The organism is Psychroserpens mesophilus (genome assembly GCF_050617655.1).
Lineage (GTDB): Bacteria > Bacteroidota > Bacteroidia > Flavobacteriales > Flavobacteriaceae > Psychroserpens > Psychroserpens mesophilus_A.
Window position 1 is genome coordinate 92,366 of record NZ_JBODQC010000002.1, and the last position, 20,680, is coordinate 113,045.

The window sequence follows — 20,680 nt, forward strand, 5'->3', positions numbered from 1 at the left end:
TAAGATTTATTTAACATAAATTATGTTAAAGCCACTTCTTCTTTCTAAAATAAATTAACATTAAAATGAAAAGAACAAACATAATACCAAGTAAAATGAAGTATCCGTTTTCAGCTTGGAGTTCTGGCATATAGGAAAAATTCATACCATATATGCCTGCAATAAAGGTCAGCGGAATAAAAATAGTAGCTATAATGGTTAGTACTTTCATGACTTCATTCATTTTGTTGCTAATGATAGTCATGTACATATCCATTAAACTCCAGACCATTTCACGATATAAATCGATAGATTCATTAACTTGTATGATATGGTCGTACAAATCTCTGATATAACTTAGAGATTTTTCATTAATAATTTTGTTGTCTGATTTTTCGAGTCGATTAATAACTTCTCTTAGAGGAAAAATGGAGCGTCTTATTTTTAAGACCTCTTGTTTTAATTGCTGGATTTGGTTTGGTGTTTTATCATTATCTGTTTGAGATTCAAAAATACTAGCTTCTAAATCTTCAATTTTATCACCTACAGCTTCAATAACAGTAAAATAGTTATCTACTATAGCATCTAATATGGCATACATTAAATAATCTGCTCCTTGAGAACGTATTCGACCTTTAGCAGCTTCAATACGATCTCTAAGGTCGTTAAATACATCTCCATCAGCCTCTTGAAAAGTCAGTACATAATCTGAACCCACAACCATGCTTAAATGCTCATAATGTAGTTCTTCATTATCCTTAAAATAGAGCATTTTAAATACGATAAAAATATAGTTTTGAAACTCTTCCAGCTTTGGTCTCTGACTCGTATTTACAATATCTTCTAAGGTTAAAGGGTGTAAATTGTAATGCGTTCCAAGCTTTTCAATATCTTGTATGTTGTTGAGTCCGTTTATATTAATCCATGTTACCTGTTCGTTTCCTTCAAAATTGAAACCATCTTCAACATCATTGCAATCAATTTTAGTAAACGTCTGATTGGAGTAATTAATAATATCAATTACAGTCTCTAAAGAAACCTTTTTGCCTTTATAAGCCATTGTTCCCGGAGGCAAATTTGTAGCTTTATATGCTCTTTTTTTCTTTTTGACTTTCATCGAGTGCGTTGTTGATTAACCTATGGTTAAATATATAAAATCTTTTTTGGTATAACATTAGTCAATTAATTAATAACTTTTAGCTATCAATAAAGCTGTTTTATGAGTCTGAATTGTTTTAATTTTGTTAAATTAAACGAAGGCTTGCATATTGATTTTATTTTCACTAATATGCAAATTGAATCCTTCATAAAATATAATTCATGGGAAGACCTCCAACTAAACCTATAAAATTCAGAGACGGATTTTATATCGAAATAAGAAACAAAGGAAAAAATACTGGTATTAAATTACATAGAGATACTAAAGAACAAATGTTAAGAACCATCAAAGAGTACGAGCAAACTAAAGACGTACTTATTCTTGGGGAATCTAAAAATGGAAAATGGGTAAATAAGACTCCTGTTTTACATGTTGTAGAAGATTAAAGACCTGTTTTTTTATAAGTTATGCCTTTCTTGAGTTTGTGAAATTCACAAACTCAAGAAAGGTTTTTTTATGATTTAATATTTATTTTCATAAATTGTTGCCAATAACCAACTAAAATTTAAATATTATGACTGATTATTCAAACACGAAACCAACTGTTTGGTTTTGGATTATTGCCGTTGTTGCCCTAATCTGGAACGCTATGGGAGTTATGGCTTATCTTTTTCAAGCTTTCATTACTGATGAAGCTATTGCAGCACTTCCAGAAGAACAACAAGCCGAATTTTTAATGGAACATCCTGCTTGGTTTACAGCTGCATTTGCTTTGGCTGTTTTTTGTGGTGCTTTAGGCTGTTTAGCGCTTTTAATAAGAAAAAAATGGGCTTTTATATTATTTGTAATTTCATTTATTGCAGCGACCATACAGCAAGTATATTTAATGACCACTGTTGAAGGTGTAAACCCAGTGATGCCAATAATGATTATTGTAGTTTGCGCATTCTTAGTCTGGTTTTCAAAGATGGCTACCGCTAAAGGATGGCTTAGATAAACTATTAATTACCAAGCAAAATATTCTAAAAGGTATTAGTTAAACACTGATGCCTTTTTTATTTCAATTTATATCTTAGATTTGTTAGTACTAACTAAGACTTCAACTTCAACTATGATTATTTCTACTCTTGATTGGATAATTATCATTTTCTTTCTCATCCTATTCGCAGGCATTGGTATTTATGTATCTAAACAGGCTGGTAAAAATTCAAAGGCATTTTTTCTGTCGGGACGAAACATGCCTTGGTGGTTGCTTGGTGTTAGTATGGTAGCAACAACTTTTGCTGCAGACACGCCTGGATTAGTAACACAACTCGTTAGACAAAATGGAGTTTCTGGAAACTGGGTTTGGTGGGCAATGTTGTTAACTGGAATGCTTACTGTATTTTTTTACGCAAAACTATGGCGTAAAAGTGAAATTACTACAGATTTAGAATTTTATGAATTACGCTACAGTGGAAAAATCGCAGGTTATTTAAGAGGTTTCAGAGCTATTTATTTAGGAGTTATTTTTAATGTTATTACTATGGCTGGTGTTTGTTTAGCTGGTGCCAAAATAGCAAATATTCTCTTAGGAATTTCCCAAGGTGAAATGCTTCTCTACTCTTCTATTATTGTAGTTATTTATTCGGCTTTTGGAGGATTAAAAGGGGTTTTAATTACTGATTTTATTCAGTTTATTATAGCAATGGTTGGAAGTGTTTGGGCTACTATTTATATTGTAAACTTGCCAGAAATTGGCGGAACATCAAATTTATTAGCGCATGTGAATGTTAGTGATAAGCTAGCTTTTTTTCCTGACTTTAATAATACTGAAGCATTAGTGACCATGCTCATCATTCCATTGGCTGTGCAGTGGTGGAGCACCTGGTATCCAGGAGCAGAACCTGGAGGTGGTGGTTATATTGCGCAACGTATGCTTGCTGCAAAAGATGAGAAACACGCTACTTGGGCGACACTTTTTTTTAATGTAGCACATTATGCTATTCGTCCGTGGCCATGGATTATAGTAGGACTGGCATCGTTAATTGTATTTCCAAACTTAGAAAGTATAAATCAAACATTCCCTGGCTTATCTGCTTCAATGCAAGGTGAAGATGTTGCATATGCAGCAATGATGACCTATTTGCCTTCTGGTTTGATAGGAATCGTTTTATTATCACTAATTGCTGCTTTTATGAGCACGATTTCAACACAGTTAAATTGGGGAAGCTCATATATTGTGAATGATTTTTATAAACGGTTCTTAAACCCGAATGCTACTGATAAAGATGAAGTGTTGGTTGGACGTGTTTCCACTGTGGCACTTATGATTTGTGCTGCATTATTTTCGTTCTTTTTACAATCGGCTGGAGAAGTTCTTAATTTGCTATTGCAAATTGGAGCAGGAACAGGTTTGTTATTTATTTTAAGATGGTTTTGGAGTAGAATTAATCCTTACAGTGAAATTGCTGCTATGGTTATTTCTTTTGTGATTGCTGTCTTCTTTTTTATCAATGGAAAATTAGAAACTCCTATGGTAACTATTGCTGGCCATTGGCAATTGGTGTTTGGTGTGGTAATTACTACAATAGGATGGTTAATTGTGACTTTAATGACAAAACCTGCTAACGATGATACCTTACAATCCTTTAATGCTTTAATCTTTGGAAAACATTCTAAATTTAAAGGTTTCGGAATGAAAATTCTAGGTTTCTTTAGTGGAGTTATTGGCGTGTATTGTACTCTTTTTGCAATTGGAAACTTTATCTACGGAAAAACAGCATTGGCTTTCGGATTGTTAGCAATAACTGTTATTTGTGCTCTTGTAATTATTAAATCGTTTAAAGCAGAATCTAAATAGCCTTAATTAGCAACTCTGCTGTAGCTGGATTTGTGGCCAAAGGAACATCATGGACATCACAAATACGAAGAAGCATTAATACGTCTGGCTCGTGAGGATGTTTTTCGAGTGGATCTCTAAAAAACAAGACCATATCACACTTACCTTCAGCAACTCTAGCTGCTATTTGTGCATCACCTCCTAAAGGTCCAGATAGCAAACACTGCACTTCAAAACCAGCTTTTATTGCTTTTTCACCAGTAGTCCCAGTAGACACAAGGCTGATACTTTTTTGCTGCAAAAGTGATCTGTGTTCATTTAGAAACTGAATCATTTCAACTTTTTTTCCATCGTGAGCTATGATAGCAATCTCCATAATTTATAATTGTTTGATGTGATAACTTACTAAACCTTCAATTGGACGTCTTTCAAAGTTACCAACTGTAAATCCTAATTCGTTAGCGACTTCATGTATTTCTTCTTTTGCGAAGAAAGCAATAGATCCTGCAAAGTGAACAGGAACCGTTTTTAATTCGTCTCTATATTGAAAAATCATGTTCTTGGCAAAGAGACGAAATCCTTTTTTAATTAATTCAATGACGTATTCAGAATCTTTATTTAAAAACATAAACTCAGCAAAACTCGCCAAATAAGCATTTGGGTTTGGTTGTTTATACAGGTTGTATTTAATGTAATCGGCTTCCGTGTTATACTTATGTTCAAAAGCCATTTTAATGTCTTCTGGCATGTGATTAAAGTAGTAATCTTTAATTAATTCTTTTCCGTAGTAATTTCCAGAGGCTTCATCCATTAAGGTATATCCTAATGATACGACCCGTTGATGCAATTTTTTACCATCAAAATAACTGCAATTAGAACCTGTTCCCATGATGCAAACAACAGCAGGTTCACTACTATGATTAATAGTAGCTCTAACTGCAGCCATTGTATCTTCCTGAACATCAATAACAGCATTTTTGAAAATGGATTCTAAAATATTACGAAGCATTAGCTTGGGTTTGGTTGTGCCACAGCCTGCACCATAAAAAAAGATATGAGTTACTTGATCTTTAATCTGCATTAACTCATCACTGTTTTTAATAATTTTTTTTAGCTTTTTCTCTTTTAAAATGGCTGGATTAAGTCCTTTAGTGCGTATTTTTTCATGAATTTGATTTCCGTTTTTATCAATCACAATCCAATCACACTTTGTAGAACCGCTATCTGTTATTAAAATCATAAAGATGAGTTTAAAAATAAATCCGTAGCATATGACACTGATAACTTCAATAGCTACGGATGTAATGATAATACAAATTATAGAGTGTTAACCTTTTTTGCTAAGTCAACTAATTTATTAGAATAACCAAATTCATTATCGTACCAAGATACCAATTTAAAGAATTTTGAATTTAATTCAATTGATGCATCAGCATCAAAAACACTGGTTCTTTCTTCACTTACAAAATCTTGAGACACCACGGCATCCTCAGTGTATCCCAATACACCTGCCATTGATCCATTTGCTACATTTTTAATTGCTGTTTTAATAGCTTCTAAAGATGTTTCTGTTTTGGTTCTAACCGTTAAATCAACAACAGAAACATCTACAGTTGGTACTCTAAAAGCCATCCCTGTTAATTTTCCATCTAATTCAGGAATGACTTTACCTACAGCTTTGGCAGCACCTGTTGATGTTGGAATGATATTATTTAAGGCACTACGTCCTAAACGATAATTTTTACGAGAAGGAGAGTCTACGGTATATTGTGAAGATGTTGCAGCGTGAATGGTTGTCATTAAAGCTTCTTCAATACCAAAATTGTCTTCAATTACTTTAGCCAGTGGAGCTAAACAATTAGTTGTACATGAAGCGTTAGATACGATTGTGTCTTGAGCTGTTAATTTATCATCGTTTACACCCATTACAAACATTGGAGCATCTTTACTAGGTGCTGATATGACCACTTTTTTTGCGCCACCATCAATATGATACTGGGCAGTTTCTAGAGTAGTAAATATACCTGTACAATCGGCTACAACTTCGACACCAGCTTCATCCCATTTTAGATTTTTAGGGTCTTTTTCAGCAGTAACTCTAATTGTTTTTCCGTCAACGATTAGATTACCATTTTTAACTTCAACCTTTCCATCGAATCTTCCGTGAACAGAGTCATATTTTAATAAGTATGCCAAATGCTCTACATCTAACAAATCGTTTATAGCAACCACCTCTACATCATTACGTTTTACAGTGGTTCTAAATACGATTCTGCCAATTCTACCAAATCCGTTTATTCCTAATTTCATTTTTTTAGTTTTCTATGTTAATATTAGTATATAGCCATTACTTATATAGACATGATATCTGATACTCGTAATAGTTCTAAATTTATTTTTGATTTTCCTTTTACAGCTTGATCAAAAGGAGTTAATGTCATCACATCATTTTTTAATCCAACCATACAATTTGTTTCTCCTGTAATTAAACTTTCGACAGCTTTTACTCCCATTCTGCTTGCCAGTACACGATCAAAACACGATGGAGAACCACCACGTTGCATGTGTCCTAGAACAGATACTCGTACTTCATATTCTGTCATGTTTTCTTCAACATAATCTTTGAGTTCGAACACATTTTTACCAATTTTATCACCTTCAGCGACAACCACAATACTCGATGATTTTCCAGATTGCTTGCTGCGTCTCAACGATTCTAAAAGACGATCCAGTCCTAGGTCTTCTTCAGGAATTAATATTTCTTCAGCTCCTGCTCCTACTCCTACATTTAAGGCAATGTGTCCAGCATCTCTTCCCATAACTTCTATGAAAAATAGGCGGTTATGAGAACTTGCAGTATCGCGAATTTTATCAATAACTTCGACCACTGTATTTAAGGCAGTATCGTAACCTAAAGTATGGGTCGTTCCGAAAATATCGTTATCAATGGTTCCAGGAATTCCCATAACAGGCATGCCATATTCCTGATTAAAAATCATAGCACCTGTAAAACTACCATCTCCACCTATAATTACAAGGGCATCAACACCAGCTTTTGAGAGTTGTTGGTATGCTTTTTTACGACCTTCGGCTGTTCTAAATTCTTTAGAGCGAGCAGATTTTAAAATGGTTCCACCTTTATTAATAATACCTTTAACACTTCTGGCATTCATAGATTTAAAATCACCTTCAATCATGCCTTCGTAACCTCTATAAATCCCTATACATTCTATATTGTGAAACGCACAAGCTCTAACAACAGAACGGATACCTGCATTCATGCCTGGCGAATCTCCACCAGAAGTCATAACTCCTATTTTTTTTATGGTATTCAACATAAAAAGTTGTATTTGTTTTAGTAAAATTAGTAAACATAAATAAGAAATGCTGTTGTATTTGAGATAATTTAACAGCACGAAAGAATTTCAAACGTTTTCGTTAATAACTCATTGTGAATTACGAAATAAAAAGAAGCTTATTTGTCTTTTTTCTCCTTTTCTGACTTCATATTTATAAAATCTGGGAGTAATTTTTCTTCTTCTTCTTTCGATTTAAGTTCTTTAAGTTTTTCTTTAGGCTTATTTTTTCCAGTGAAGATAATTTTAATCAATTCCTTAAAGGTGTCAAACTCTACATTATACGATAAACCAACACCTTGTGTGTACCCTATTTCTTCTCCAAAATTTCTAATATTATTTTCTCTGTTAAAAAACTTGGCAGTTAAGGTACCTTCTTCATTTAAAAGCACATCAATTTGTACATCTCCTGCAATAACAGTTTCACTGACGCCTCCTATTGGAACTCCAACTTTTCCGTTAACAAGTACTCTGTCGCTAATTTTAGTGCTTAATGTTAATCCGATTTCATCATTAGTTTCATATTCTGTAGTTTGCTGTCCTACCTGGTAATTGACACCAATGTTAATTTTGTCACTTCCATCATTTCCTAAAATACTATTAAATAGAGAATTTACACGATCTGAAATCGTTCCATAAGCACTTTGTCCTAAGTTAAATTCACTTGCAAAAGAACCAAATGATAAAACGTTGAGTGCCTGAAACTCTCTCGATTCTTTAGTTTCTAATCGGTATTCAAGCTCAGACCTGATGTTAGAATCTACATTTGGAAAATCGAAAGAGAAGTCTGGATCAGGTTGCTCTAATTGACCAGCCAGATTTATTTTAACTTCAACATCTATATTTCTATTGATAGGATTGTCTAATAGTACTGAAGGATTTGCTTGTGCTTTATAAATTGCTGTTAATCCGATTTGTGCTTTTAAGGGGTCGCCTTCCCAGCGAATAGATCCACCAGGAACAACAGTTAGCTTTTTTTGAACTAATCCACCATAAGCGAAATTATAAGTTCCTTCAGTGATTTGAAAATCCCCAAACATTTGAAACTTTCCGTTGGTGTTTATATCAAAGAGCAAGTTACCATTACCTTTACCTTGAATTGTGCTTCCTGAGTTTTTATCAATTACAATTTCGATATCTGCATACGGATTTACATACAGGTTAAACTGCAATTGCAGACCTTTAAATACATTTTCTCTAATAACATCTCCTTTCCCTCTCATGTTCTTTTCTTCTGGTGTTAAAAAATGAATGTAAGAGTTGTCTCCATAGGTTTCTAAATCACTTAATGGAATTTTAAAAACTGTACCTTGTGCTGTATTTCCATTAAATTCTATTTTAAGAGCATCTGTTGGACCAATAATATCGGCCTGACCATCAACAAAAGCTGTTCCGTAATACAGTTCTTCCTCGTCATATTCAGTGTCTAAAACCAAAAGTCTTGATGTGTCTATTTCTAAACCTAGTTTCCAGTCTGAAAAGTTTTTATGACCTATAAATCCATTGAGTATTGCTTTTGAAAAGTATTCAGAATCTGTAATTTCTACATCTTGAAAAATAAATTTTTGGGATTCTAATTTTACACGAGAATCAAAATCAAAACTATAATCTACATTAAGATACGGAATTGTAAGTCCTGCATTATCAAGAAGAAGATCACCATTAATCTGAGGATCTTTTAAGCTACCAGTAACCTTAGCATTACCTGTAACCAAACCTCTGATATTTGTTATAATGCCTTCTCCAAACGGATTTAAAGGATCAAGTAAGAACTCATCAAAATTGACATCTAAGTTTATACTGGAGTTGCTGTCACTAACGTCAATAGTGCCTTTGGCAGCTAAAGATTTTAAGTTGTCATTTTTCAGATTTAAATCTACAATGTAATTGGTTAAGGATTCATTACCAACGACATTGGCTTTGAGTTCTCCTAACTCATATTTATTAGCTCTTAAATCACTAATAATCACATTTGAGCTTGGCATATAAACACCATCATTTTGTAGCACTTTTAATTGACCATTTACGTTTCCAGCCAGACTTAAACTATCTATTCGAGGTGTGATTTTAGTCAGATCGACATCTGTAAAATTGAGATTAAGATCTTTTGTATTGGCATCTTCAATTTTGCCATACAATTCAATTTGTTCATCAAAATGGGTCATTATGATAGTATCAATATCAAATGACACTAAACTTCGATCAAATGTAATTTTATTAGCATTATTTTTTTCTTCGTTAATGGTCCATGTATTCCCTTTAAACGTAATATCCGATTTTCGAAAACCCACAACCGACTTCTGCTCTTCGTTAATAGTATAATATAAACTAAGGTCAAAATCATCGGTGTTTTGTTTACCACCTTTAAATTCAGATTTAATGAATAAGGTATCTCTTTGGGTAACATTAATCAAACTAAAATCTGACACATTGTAAAAATTTGTTCGCAATGAATCGATCTCAATATAAGTATTGAATACAGGATTACTATTATCTACCAAAAGTGATAAATCACTGGCGAAATAATCTTTGAGTTTGATATGAGGTGATTTAAATGTGAGGTTGAAATTCTTTTCATTAGTTTCAATACGTCCTTTTATGGTTGTGTTTGGACCCAATTCTAAATCGTTGTAAAAGGCTTCAACAATTTTGTTATAAATTTTAAAATTGAATTCCACATACTGATCGGTTTCAATTTGATAAGGCGAATAATTTGCATAAATACTTCCTACAGAATTTTCTGCCAGTTTAGCGAGATCTTTAAACCTGAAGTCGCCTTTCATCGTACCTTCAATAATATCTGGAGAGTTTATTTTAAGGGTTCTTTGCGTTCCGCTAAAGGTTGATGTTACTATGAAATCTTCAAAGTAGTAATCGTCATTTTCATTAATATAGGTTGTGTTTTTAAAATTTAAAGTACCAAAAGCATCGTCAACACCAGAGCCTTTCATAGACATGGTCACGTTACCTTTAAATATGGAAATGCTATCTTTCTCAATAAAATGAAGTGCTTTCAGGTTTGCATATGCTACGTCTGCATTGAAATCAAAACTTTTAATGTCTTGTGATAAATCTGCTAACCCATTAAATTTAAATTTAAAATTTTCGTCTTTAGATTCTAAAAGACCATTAAACACCTGATTTCCAAGCTTGCCAGACACATCAATGTCCTGATAATTATAATCGTTATATTCAATTTGAAAAACTTTACCTGTAACCTGAGTGCTAAGATTTTCGACAGTAAATCCTTTTCCATTAACATCTAAATCAAAAGATGTTGTTTTAACATTAGGATCATTAAGTAACACCCCTAAATCAAAAGCGTCAAAAACTACATTTCCTATGTAATCTGCATTGTCAATATCATCAACATGAGTCATTTTCATATCAGAGATGATTATTCCTAAACTGGTATTAATCCTAAGATTAGCGTCTATGGTTGTATCTGTGATATACGATGTTCCTGTAATTCTGAAATCACCAAGTTTTGAAAATACACTTGGAATGGATTCCCCTAAAATATTAGGAAGTAAGGCTTTTAAATCGTAGTAATTTGAAGTAAGGTTATCATAACGTCCATTCATTGAAAAATCACCTTCTGCTCTACTGAATAGATTCTTGAAATTTAAGTCCCCAAAAATCTGTGTTTTACCACTTGCATTCAATTGAAGGTTGTTTGCATTCAAATCATTTAGTGTTCCAGTTAAATTGACATTGAATTTCGCTTTTTGATCAACACCAAATTCATTGTAAAATGTATTTAGGTCGTTTAAAGCCACTTCGGAATCTGTAAAATCTGCAGTAACCTGAACTTTGTCTTCAAATTCTTTAAAATCTTCCCGATTGTAATCAAAACGCAATTGACCTTTTAGTGTTGATTTTTCAGTTTTTATAATTAGGTTATTAAAATTCATATAGGTTAAGGTGTATTCAAAATCTGTCATTAAATTTTGAACATGAGCACCTCTACTATCTTTAAAAGCGAGAGTGTTTATTCGAGTTTTTACATCACTGCCATCAATAACAAAGTTTGTAGCATTTACATTTAAATCATTAAATTCTAAAACGTTTTGAGTTTCTCTGTTTTCGTCAATTAGTCTAAATGTACTGTCATATATAGAAACATCACTTGAGGATAGTAAGAATCCGCTTTTTTCAGGACGAGGATTATCTTCATCAAATCTGGCAACGAACACATCAAGATTGGTATCGTCTTCACCTTTGTAGGTTTTAATATTGAATGTTAAATCGTAAATATCAATATCGCCAAAATTAAGTTTACCATTAGAGAGATTTCTGTAGTTAAGAATAGATGTGTTTAACTCTTGAATGGCAATAAGCGTATCTTTTTTGTAATCTTCAATATAAATTTCTTTAAGTTCTACATCACCATTAAACTGGAGTCCGACTTTTCCTATATTGATATTGGTTCCAAAGTCATCATTAACCCAATTTGTGACATATTTGCCTAAAGCCGTTTGAACTGGAGGAATAGACAGTATCAGCACCAAAATGATGAATAATAACAAAATAATTGCTATTATTTTAGATAGTATTTTTAGGAATTTTTTGATACGCCTTTAAAGTTATAACTTTGACCTCAAAATTAACAATTATTGTGCCTAATTTATATTAATGAGCTCACAAAATATATATATTCTTGCTATTGAATCTTCATGCGATGATACTGCAGCTGCTGTGATGCATAACGGGAAAATTTTAAGCAATGTTGTGGCCAGTCAAAAAATACATGAAGAATATGGTGGAGTCGTTCCTGAATTAGCTTCCAGAGCTCACCAGCAAAATATTGTTCCTGTAGTTGATCAGGCACTTAAAAAAGCACATATTGATAAATCGCAATTGAATGCCATTGCGTTTACACGTGGTCCAGGACTCATGGGTTCGTTACTGGTAGGAACATCCTTTGCAAAATCATTGGCTTATGGATTAGATATTCCTTTAATTGATGTTCACCATATGCAAGCACATATTTTAGCACACTTTATTGAAGAAGCAGATTTCGTAAAGCCTTCTTTTCCGTTTTTGGCAATGACCATTTCTGGTGGACATACCCAAATTGTTAAGGTATCCTCTTATTTTGATATGGATGTTATTGGTGAAACTATTGATGATGCAGTTGGAGAGGCTTTTGATAAAAGCGGAAAGATTCTAGGTTTAGGATATCCAGCAGGACCAGAAATTGACAGACGAGCGCAACTTGGCAACCCAAAGGCATTTCAGTTTACTAAACCAAAAGTTGATGGACTTAACTTTAGTTTTTCGGGATTAAAAACTGCTATTTTATACTTTATTCAGAAAAAAGTCAAAGCAAATCCCAATTTTATAGCAGAGAACTTGAATGATATTTGTGCGTCTATTCAATATACGATTATAGGCATCTTAATTGATAAACTAAAGCTGGCATCAAAACAAACTGGGATTCATCATATTGCTATTGGTGGAGGTGTTTCGGCAAATTCTGGGATACGTCAAGCCTTAAAAAATGGAGAACAGAAATTTGGTTGGACGACTTACATTCCGAAGTTTGAATACACAACAGATAATGCCGCGATGATTGCTATTGTTGGATATCTTAAATTTTTAGAAGGTAATTATGCTGAACAAAATGTGATGGCTTCTGCCAGATTGAAGATATAGGAATTGTTATTCAAATGCTACCGAATTTAAAATCAATCCCGAAGCAGGAGCAATAAAATCCATCACTTCTGAACTTTCAGGTTTTAGCGAGTTTTCAATATAGTTTAAACTCACCTCTCCTCTACCTAGTTTAATAAGTGTTCCCATCATTAAACGAATCTGGTTTCTGCCAAAGCCTTTTCCTTTTACAATAAGTGTGTAGGTGTTCTTCGGAAAGAAATTTGCTGTAAATAACGTGTTTTCAATCAGTTTGCAGCTGTCAACCGTTCTTACATATAAGCCTTGATCTGTCGCTCTGAAACAGTAAGGTTTGAAATTATGCTCACCTTCAAACAGTTGCGCACCTCTTTTCATAAGTTCGATATCTAAATCGTCGAGAATAGTTGTCATTAAAGGAGCACAAAACGGATGGCATTTTTGTCCGAATGTAAACAAATACACATATTCTTTAATTTTAGAATGCTGAATGATATTAAACTCAGCATCAATTTCTTTAATGTCTAAAGCTCTTATGTCCTGAGGAAGATTGTGATTAAACAATTCTAAAAATGCAGTTTCATCTTCAATTTTCTCATAAACAAACAACTCAAAAGCAGATTCATTAGCTGAAACCATCGCGTCTGTTCGTCCAGAACCAAGCGTTTTAAATTGTTTTCCATCGAGAATAAAATTAAGCGTTCTGTCAATCATGAAATGTATGGTTTTCAATTTTGGCTGTTTTTGCCAACCATGAAATCGATACCCTAAGTATTGGATCTTAACTAAATAATAAAATCGTTTCTTGAACATATGAGCAATAACGCCATTTTATGAGTTTTTACAAAATTTTTGAATGCATACTTATTGGTAGTCTTAGATTGATGTTTTACTTTTAAGCATAAAATTTTTCAGTGCATAAACAATACCCATTTGACCCTTCTTTAAAACACCACCTGCTCATTGCATTAGGGTTATTCGTTTGGATTTTTGTGTTTTTATATTTTACAGAACCTTTAGATGTCAATGAGTTTGCTAACACTGAAAAACTCATTTACTTACCAATTTACGGATGTATTGGAGCATTATTATATATGAGTGTGTTTCCGTTTCAAATGTGGTTGTATAACAAACATAAATCAGTATGGAAACTGTCAAACGAACTCATACTCTTAGGTTTATTTATTCTTATTTCTATTATTACCTTACGCCTTTTTTACTTACATTTTATTGTAGATTGGCATCCTAATGCATATGATTTCTGGTATCATTTTAAATCGATTATGCTTCCTGCCATCTTTACTATATTACCAATTATTGTGATTGGTCGTTTTGCTTTCGGAAAGTATAAAGAGAAAAAATTGGAAGCCCAAAAAATAGAAATTCAAGGTGAAGGTCAATATGAGGGTTTAAGACTTCAGCTGGATGAATTGATATGTATTCAATCGTCTGATAATTATATTGAAGTGTTTTATTTAAATGGAGCGCTTTTGAAGAAAACTCTCATTAGAAATAAATTATCTGTTATTGAAGATTCGTTTCCCGAAGTATTAAGAACACATCGCAGTTTTATCATCAACCCTTTTCATTTTCAATCCTGGAAAACTGAAAAAGGAAAACATTTTTTATACTTATCTCACAACATTGAAGTTCCAATTTCTAAAACGTACTTAGACCTTGTAAAAAAGACTTTAAATTTCACCACAGACTAAGGTCATTTCACCCCAAACGCCTATTATTATTGAGTTTTATATGATTTCTGAAATATATTTGCTTCAGAAAGTTTAATCACATAAAACCATTTAATCATGAAAAATTTAACAACACTTAGTCTTATTGTACTGTTTACTGTAACCTCAGTTTTTTCGCAATCTCAGACTTGCGATTGTAAAGCGGATTTAGATTTTTTAGTTGAAAAAATAAAAAAGATGCCATCTTACAAAAAGCAAATCAAAGGTGAAATATCTAATCAATTTGAACAGACATATACTGCGCTTTCAGCAAAAATGCAACACCCTGTTTTAATTGAAGACTGCTATAAAATGTTATTAGAGCAAATGTCTTTTGTCAACGATGGACATGCTTCTATCAGTTTTAATAGTGTTTTTTTATCTGAAGAAGACGCAAAAAACCAACATGCGTTAACAAAGTTTAAAGCTTCAGATCTATTTAAAAACCATCCAAGAACCAATCGTAATCTTTCAGAACTAAAAGAAGAATTATCTAAAAAACCATTAGAAGATTTAGAAGGGATTTATGATTACTATGTAGACAGACAAAAAATTGGGATGTATTATGCTGACAACCAAAAAGATGTAATAGGTGTTGTTTTAGAAAGCAGTTTAAGTCAATGGGAGCCTGGAGAAATTAGATTTTATGCAACTCACATCAACGGAAATAAATATAATGTGTATTACTATGATGGTATCACAAGAACTCCAGGTCAGGTCAAAAGTTTTTCTTTTGAAAATGGCAGATTATGGTCTTATAAAAAAGTTGGCAATACTAATAATTATGAGTTTCGTGAAGATGGTGAACCTGAGTTAGATTTCAAACAAATTAATGAGCATACACAGTATCTGTATTTTGGAAATTTTAGCAACAGAAAGAAGAGTGCTCATCAAAAATTCTATAACGATGTGAAGCAAAAACTAACTGCTCAACATATTATCGTAGATCTTAGAAGTAATAGTGGTGGAAATAAAAAATTCTCAGATCGCTTTTTAAAACTGTTAAAAAACAAACATGTTTACGTATTAACTAATTGCTATACAGGAAGTAATGGTGAGCAATTTACAGTTAAACTTAAGGGCTTGAAGAATGGAACACATTTGGGTCAAACGACATTTGGCATCATCGCTTATGGTACGAATTATGGAAGAAGTTATGATACACCTTCTCGTCATTTTAGAATGTTGCCAACAGATATGGATTTTCATGAATTTTATGAGTATGAAGGAAAAGGCGTCTCACCTGAAATAGCATTAGATTTTAATAGAGATTGGATTGAACAAACTTTAGAAATTATTGAAAGTAATACTCACCAATAAAATAAACGCTATGTGGTTCTAATGCACAATTGATTAAACTTTCTACATTAGATAAAAACAGTCGCTAGTTTGATGTTAGCGACTGTTTTAATGATTAACTTATAGGAACACTTATCGTATGACTAGTTTTTGAGTTTTAACGGTATTTCCATCTGTAACTTTCACAATATAAACTCCAGCACTAATACCATTTACATTAATTGAATTGACCGTATTTGAAACGTTTAAAATTTTATTGAAAACAATTCTACCTTGCATATCGTAAAGTGTTGCACTACTGTTAGTAGTTAACTGACCTTTTATAATCAATTCTTTGGTTGAGTTGTTAGAGTAAATCAATATATGTTCTAATTCTGAAACTAAGGATGACAATGTTTCCGAAGAATACCTTAAAAAGAATCGACCTGTACCAGTAAGATCACTTGAAGGAGTAAAAGAATAATCTGAAGTATTTAATAAGGTAAGGGTGTTTTCCTGCGTATCTTCTAAATAAATATTGACATTTGAAGGCACAGATGACGTATCGTCAAGCGTTATGGTTAATGAGCCTTCTGCTAATGCTTTTATACCTAATGGAATTACAACATCATTGAAGTCATTATATGGCAAAGATTGAATAGCAATATCCAGACCTTCATTGTCTTCTACCAGATTAGTGAAAATTGAAAATTCTCCAGCGATACCTTGGTAAGAGCCAGCATCATATCCATCATCTAAACCTCTGGTAGTACCCTCAATAAAATAAATTTGAGTAGTTGCATGATGATCTGAACTTATCAACCTGATCTTACTTAATGCAACATTGATATTATTAGCAGAACGTCCTAATATAAAATCATCATCGCTACCTGTTCGTCTCATAGCAGTAGTAAAATCGATTAATCCACCTGTTGCTTTTGCTTTTACAAAGAAAGCCTGTCCAGGAGCAATTAATTCGGTTACTGAATTATCAAGAATAGTGGCTTGATTCCAAACGGTCCATCCATTTGAAGCATCACCATCATAGCCGTAGATTGCTTGATAAGCACTTGCTGAATCAAATTGAGACTGATTTGTGGCAAAGAAGGTGCTGAAGTCAATATAACTGGCATATGGGTTGCCAATTAGGTTCCAGGCATTACCAGCAGCTGCATCAGAAATCGGAATATCTAATACATCTGAACTCAAAACAGTTCCTGAGAATGTCAATGTACTACCATCTGTTGTGGCAGTCCTGTATCCTGTTCCTGAAGTAATTTGTGTTGCAGCGTTTGCTAATGCATCATAGTTTTGATATGCTCCAGTAATGGTGTTATAAGCAGCAAAAGCTCTTAATGTTCCTGATGCTGGTAAATTCGAATTTACAGCATCAAAAGCACTAAAAATCTGTCCGGAAAGAGGAGCAGAAATTAAATCGTTGGTGCCCACAGGTCCTGTAGAAGATACATATCTGTTATAATTTACGTTACCAATGAGTGTCCCATTTAGAATCAGACTTGAAAATTGTTGCGAGGTAGAATTCAGGTTCACAGTGGTGGTTGTCATAGTGACTCCAGAATTAACAGTTACTGAAGCACCTCCTTCTACTGATAGCGTGTTGCAATCTGTATTGGCAGTGATGTTGATATTACCAGCTACAACTTCAATATGATCAACAGCACCTGAAACTCCAGTAGGATCATGTGGGAACCATCCGTTATTATAGGTGTAAGTTATAGGTCCAGCTGAAGGATGAACGTAAATAGCATAATCTTCAGATTGACCATAAGCTAATGTATTAAAACAAGGTTGGTTATCAATACTACTTAATCCATAACCAGTACTTAATTCAGTGATTAATCGAATTCGAATATAATCTCCATAAGGTATAACCGTAGGATAAGTCAAATCAATTGGAACTATTGTATTTGCTGCTATATTATCAGAATAGTATTGTTTTTCAGCATCATCATTAAAGTCACCATCATCATTCCAATCAATCCAAACTCCTAGCTGTTGAACATTAGTAGTAAACATTGTAACATTTAATGTATGTGTTACAGAGGCATCAATTTCAAAGAAATTAGAACAATTTCCTGAATCATCAATATTTCCACCATCTGAAAATGATGAGAAAGAACTAAACGAATTCCCATTTAATTCAACATTTATTATTCCTGCATAATGATTATTAATAGTCGTTGCTGTATTTATTGAACATGCAGTAACTGGAGCAGCGTAAGTTATGTCTAATGGTTGAGATGCATTAGAATTAACTATAGATGTTCCTTCCATAGCAGCTCTAACTCTTGTTTTTTGGTCGTTAGTCATTAAATCGGTACACGAATAATAACTCATAATGTTATTAATGGTGTTGTTATCTACCCAAGGACTTCCTGTACATGCATTATTTGTAGGACACGTACTGGTTTCTCTTTGGTGTGGAACAGTATCTGCACAACCATCACCATTAGTTCCAACATCACTATCATCTGGACATTGATCTGAAACACCATCTCCATTAGCATCGTCACCTTGAAAGGTATGATATAAATGAAAGTAGTGACCAACTTCATGGCTAACTGTACTATTGTCTCTTGCAAAATTTAAAGGCCAGCCTGGATTTGCATTTGTAGGATCATATCCAAAAACAGAATACATCATTACAGAACCTTCATATGGATTTCCATTAAAAAAGTTAGCATAGCCCTGAAAACCTCCACCTCCATTGTTGCCATCAATTTCAGTAACTATCCATACATTAAAATAATCGGTTTCGGGCCAACGACTCAAATCTTTCAAGACATTTTCATCGGCACCTGCTCCTAAAAAAGAAACACCATCAGAAGCATAATTAGGAACTCCAGAAGCATTAATTCTATTAATACCAGTTGTTGCATTACAATTTGGATCACGTTGTGCCAGAGTAAATTCAATTTCAAAATCTAATGGACTAGCTGCCGTTTGACCTCTGTAGAAATCATTGAGGTTATCAATGCTGCTTTGAATCTGAGCATCAGAAATATTTGTTCCTGTACCTTCATTTTCTCCTAAATGTAATACGTGAACCACAATTGGAATTGTTAAGACTCCAGAAGCTCTGTTAAACATATTCTCTGAAGCAATGAAGTTTTGAATTTTTTCTTCAGATAATTGAAGCTGCCTGAGATAATCAGTACTTTGACGAAGCTTTCTTTGTTCTTGGTCAAACCCACATTCTTGTGAAAACGACGTTAAGAAACTTAAAATAAAAATAATTAAAATTGAAAATGATTTGGGTGTCATAATGTATGTAGGTTTGTTGTTCCCAAATATAGTAGAAATTATCAGTTAAAAACGATGATTTCTGATTTTTCATCACATTAACTACTAAAAACATAGATTATCTGCTTCTTTTTTGTAGTATTTTTATTACATCTTTTAAAGTAAAACCTTTTGCTTGAAGTAAAATTAAATAGTGAAAAAGCAAATCGGCACTTTCATTTAAAAACAGTTCATCATTAGAATCTTTAGCTTCAATAACAACTTCTACGGCTTCCTCTCCTACTTTTTGTGCTATTTTGTTAATGCCTTTAGAAAATAATGAAGTTACATACGACTTAGCTTCTGAAGTATGATTTTTTCTACTTGCAATACGTTGTTCTAATTCTGAAATAAAACCATATTGTTGCGTATTATTTTCATTCCAGCACGTGTCAGATCCTTTGTGACATGTAGGTCCATTAGGATTTACTTTGATTAAAAGAGTGTCATTATCACAATCTAATTTAAGGCTTACTAGGTTGAGAGTGTTGCCACTTTCTTCACCTTTCGTCCATAAACGCTGTTTTGATCTGCTAAAAAAAGTCACCTGTTTGGTCGTTAAGGTTTTTGTTACAGCGTCCTCATTCATATACCCTAACATCAACACATTATTTGTTAGTGCATCCTGAATGATTGCTGGAATGAGTCCGTTGTTTTTATTATAATCTATATTCATCGTGAGTTTAGTTTTGAGATACCAATTCAAGTTCAGCATGACGACAATTAAAGTCGTACTTCTAAGTGGTGTTTTTTTAATTCTTTTTTTAAATCTAAAATGTCAATTTCGCCAAAATGAAAAACACTTGCAGCCAGTGCAGCATCAGCTTTTCCTTTATGGAAGCATTCAATAAAATGTTGAGTCGTTCCTGCTCCTCCAGACGCAATAATAGGTATGTTGACTATTTTTGAAAGTTTTGCTAAAGCCTCATTTGCAAAGCCTTTTTTGGTACCATCATTGTTCATGGATGTGAATAAAATTTCTCCAGCACCTCGTTGTTCGACTTCCTTTGCCCAATCGAATAGTTTTAGATTTGTTGCAATGCTTCCTCCTGCCAAATGAACAAGCCATTCGCCATTAATTTGTTTCGCATCTATGGCTACGACTATACACTGATTTCCAAATTTTTCTGATAATTCATTTATCAGCTCAGGACGATTTACAGCACTAGAGTTTATAGACACCTTATCGGCTCCACAATGTAATAAGTCGTCAACATCTTTAACAGATGTAATACCTCCTCCAACAGTAAAAGGTATGTTGATATGTTTTGCAACTTTTAGTACCATATCATGCATCGTTTTTCTGCCTTCAAGCGTAGCAGAAATATCTAAAAACACCAATTCGTCTGCACCAAGTTCAGCATACTGTTTTGCCAATTCTACAGGGTCACCAGCATCACGTAAATCAACAAAATTGATACCTTTTACGGTTCTACCATTTTTTATATCCAGACAGGGAATAATTCGTTTTGTAAGCATT

Annotated in this window: 16 protein-coding genes; 6 read left to right on the top strand and 10 right to left on the bottom strand. The window is 33.2% G+C overall.

Features of this window, described 5'->3' with window-relative positions; all coding sequences use genetic code 11:
- Positions 1-25: 25 nt before the first annotated feature.
- Positions 26-1,096 carry a magnesium/cobalt transporter CorA gene (gene corA, locus ACRHNM_RS04675; protein ID WP_431134186.1) on the bottom strand — a complete coding sequence of 357 codons (1,071 nt, stop codon included), beginning with the start codon at positions 1,094-1,096 and terminating at the stop codon, positions 26-28.
- A gap of 203 nt (positions 1,097-1,299) precedes the next feature.
- Between corA and ACRHNM_RS04680 the strand changes: the two genes are divergently transcribed.
- The 3 genes from ACRHNM_RS04680 to ACRHNM_RS04690 all read left to right on the top strand — a co-directional run bounded on the left by ACRHNM_RS04680 (position 1,300) and on the right by ACRHNM_RS04690 (position 3,920).
- On the top strand, positions 1,300-1,524 hold the full coding sequence (locus tag ACRHNM_RS04680) for a hypothetical protein (RefSeq protein ID WP_040249025.1): 225 nt from the start codon (positions 1,300-1,302) through the stop codon (positions 1,522-1,524).
- A gap of 128 nt (positions 1,525-1,652) precedes the next feature.
- Complete coding sequence (locus ACRHNM_RS04685) at positions 1,653-2,075, top strand: hypothetical protein (protein WP_431134188.1); 423 nt, start codon at positions 1,653-1,655, stop codon at positions 2,073-2,075.
- 114 nt (positions 2,076-2,189) lie between these two features.
- Entirely contained in the window at positions 2,190-3,920 is a 1,731-nt protein-coding gene (locus ACRHNM_RS04690; RefSeq protein ID WP_431134190.1) for a sodium:solute symporter family protein, read from the top strand.
- Here the strand turns inward: ACRHNM_RS04690 and ACRHNM_RS04695 are convergent.
- From ACRHNM_RS04695 to ACRHNM_RS04715, 5 genes are all read right to left on the bottom strand, one after another.
- Positions 3,913-4,275: a methylglyoxal synthase gene (locus ACRHNM_RS04695; protein WP_431134192.1), complete on the bottom strand. Its 363-nt coding sequence runs from the start codon at positions 4,273-4,275 to the stop codon at positions 3,913-3,915. The genes ACRHNM_RS04690 and ACRHNM_RS04695 overlap by 8 nt on opposite strands.
- A 3-nt stretch (positions 4,276-4,278) precedes the next feature.
- A complete protein-coding gene (locus ACRHNM_RS04700) occupies positions 4,279-5,139 on the bottom strand; it encodes an N-acetylglucosamine kinase (RefSeq protein WP_431134194.1) in 861 nt (286 codons plus the stop codon).
- 77 nt (positions 5,140-5,216) lie between these two features.
- Entirely contained in the window at positions 5,217-6,209 is a 993-nt protein-coding gene (gene gap / locus ACRHNM_RS04705; RefSeq protein ID WP_431134196.1) for a type I glyceraldehyde-3-phosphate dehydrogenase, read from the bottom strand.
- Positions 6,210-6,250: 41 nt separating this feature from the next.
- A complete protein-coding gene (gene pfkA / locus ACRHNM_RS04710) occupies positions 6,251-7,237 on the bottom strand; it encodes a 6-phosphofructokinase (protein ID WP_431134198.1) in 987 nt (328 codons plus the stop codon).
- A 137-nt stretch (positions 7,238-7,374) separates the two neighbouring features.
- Positions 7,375-11,784: a translocation/assembly module TamB domain-containing protein gene (locus tag ACRHNM_RS04715; RefSeq protein WP_431134200.1), complete on the bottom strand. Its 4,410-nt coding sequence runs from the start codon at positions 11,782-11,784 to the stop codon at positions 7,375-7,377.
- Positions 11,785-11,890: 106 nt separating this feature from the next.
- On the opposite strand from ACRHNM_RS04715, the gene tsaD reads away from it, so the two are divergent.
- The gene (gene tsaD / locus ACRHNM_RS04720; RefSeq protein ID WP_431134202.1) at positions 11,891-12,913 is read left to right on the top strand and encodes a tRNA (adenosine(37)-N6)-threonylcarbamoyltransferase complex transferase subunit TsaD; all 1,023 of its coding nucleotides are present in this window, start codon (positions 11,891-11,893) and stop codon (positions 12,911-12,913) included.
- A 6-nt stretch (positions 12,914-12,919) separates the two neighbouring features.
- On the opposite strand, the gene ACRHNM_RS04725 is transcribed toward tsaD, so the two are convergent.
- Positions 12,920-13,702, bottom strand: a complete 783-nt coding sequence (locus ACRHNM_RS04725; protein WP_431134204.1) for a tRNA pseudouridine synthase A — start codon at positions 13,700-13,702, stop codon at positions 12,920-12,922.
- Between the two features lie 101 nt (positions 13,703-13,803).
- Here ACRHNM_RS04725 and ACRHNM_RS04730 point away from each other — a divergent pair, with 101 nt between their 5' ends.
- On the top strand, positions 13,804-14,601 hold the full coding sequence (locus tag ACRHNM_RS04730) for a LytTR family DNA-binding domain-containing protein (protein WP_431134206.1): 798 nt from the start codon (positions 13,804-13,806) through the stop codon (positions 14,599-14,601).
- A 96-nt stretch (positions 14,602-14,697) separates the two neighbouring features.
- Positions 14,698-15,939: a S41 family peptidase gene (locus tag ACRHNM_RS04735; RefSeq protein WP_431134208.1), complete on the top strand. Its 1,242-nt coding sequence runs from the start codon at positions 14,698-14,700 to the stop codon at positions 15,937-15,939.
- Between the two features lie 111 nt (positions 15,940-16,050).
- Here the strand turns inward: ACRHNM_RS04735 and ACRHNM_RS04740 are convergent, their stop codons facing one another.
- From ACRHNM_RS04740 to hisF, 3 genes are all read right to left on the bottom strand, one after another.
- Positions 16,051-19,182, bottom strand: a complete 3,132-nt coding sequence (locus ACRHNM_RS04740) for a GEVED domain-containing protein (protein ID WP_431134210.1) — start codon at positions 19,180-19,182, stop codon at positions 16,051-16,053.
- 97 nt (positions 19,183-19,279) lie between these two features.
- A complete protein-coding gene (gene hisIE / locus ACRHNM_RS04745) occupies positions 19,280-19,915 on the bottom strand; it encodes a bifunctional phosphoribosyl-AMP cyclohydrolase/phosphoribosyl-ATP diphosphatase HisIE (RefSeq protein ID WP_431134212.1) in 636 nt (211 codons plus the stop codon).
- A gap of 8 nt (positions 19,916-19,923) precedes the next feature.
- A complete protein-coding gene (gene hisF / locus ACRHNM_RS04750) occupies positions 19,924-20,679 on the bottom strand; it encodes an imidazole glycerol phosphate synthase subunit HisF (protein ID WP_431134214.1) in 756 nt (251 codons plus the stop codon).
- Between the last annotated feature and the right edge of the window lies 1 nt (position 20,680).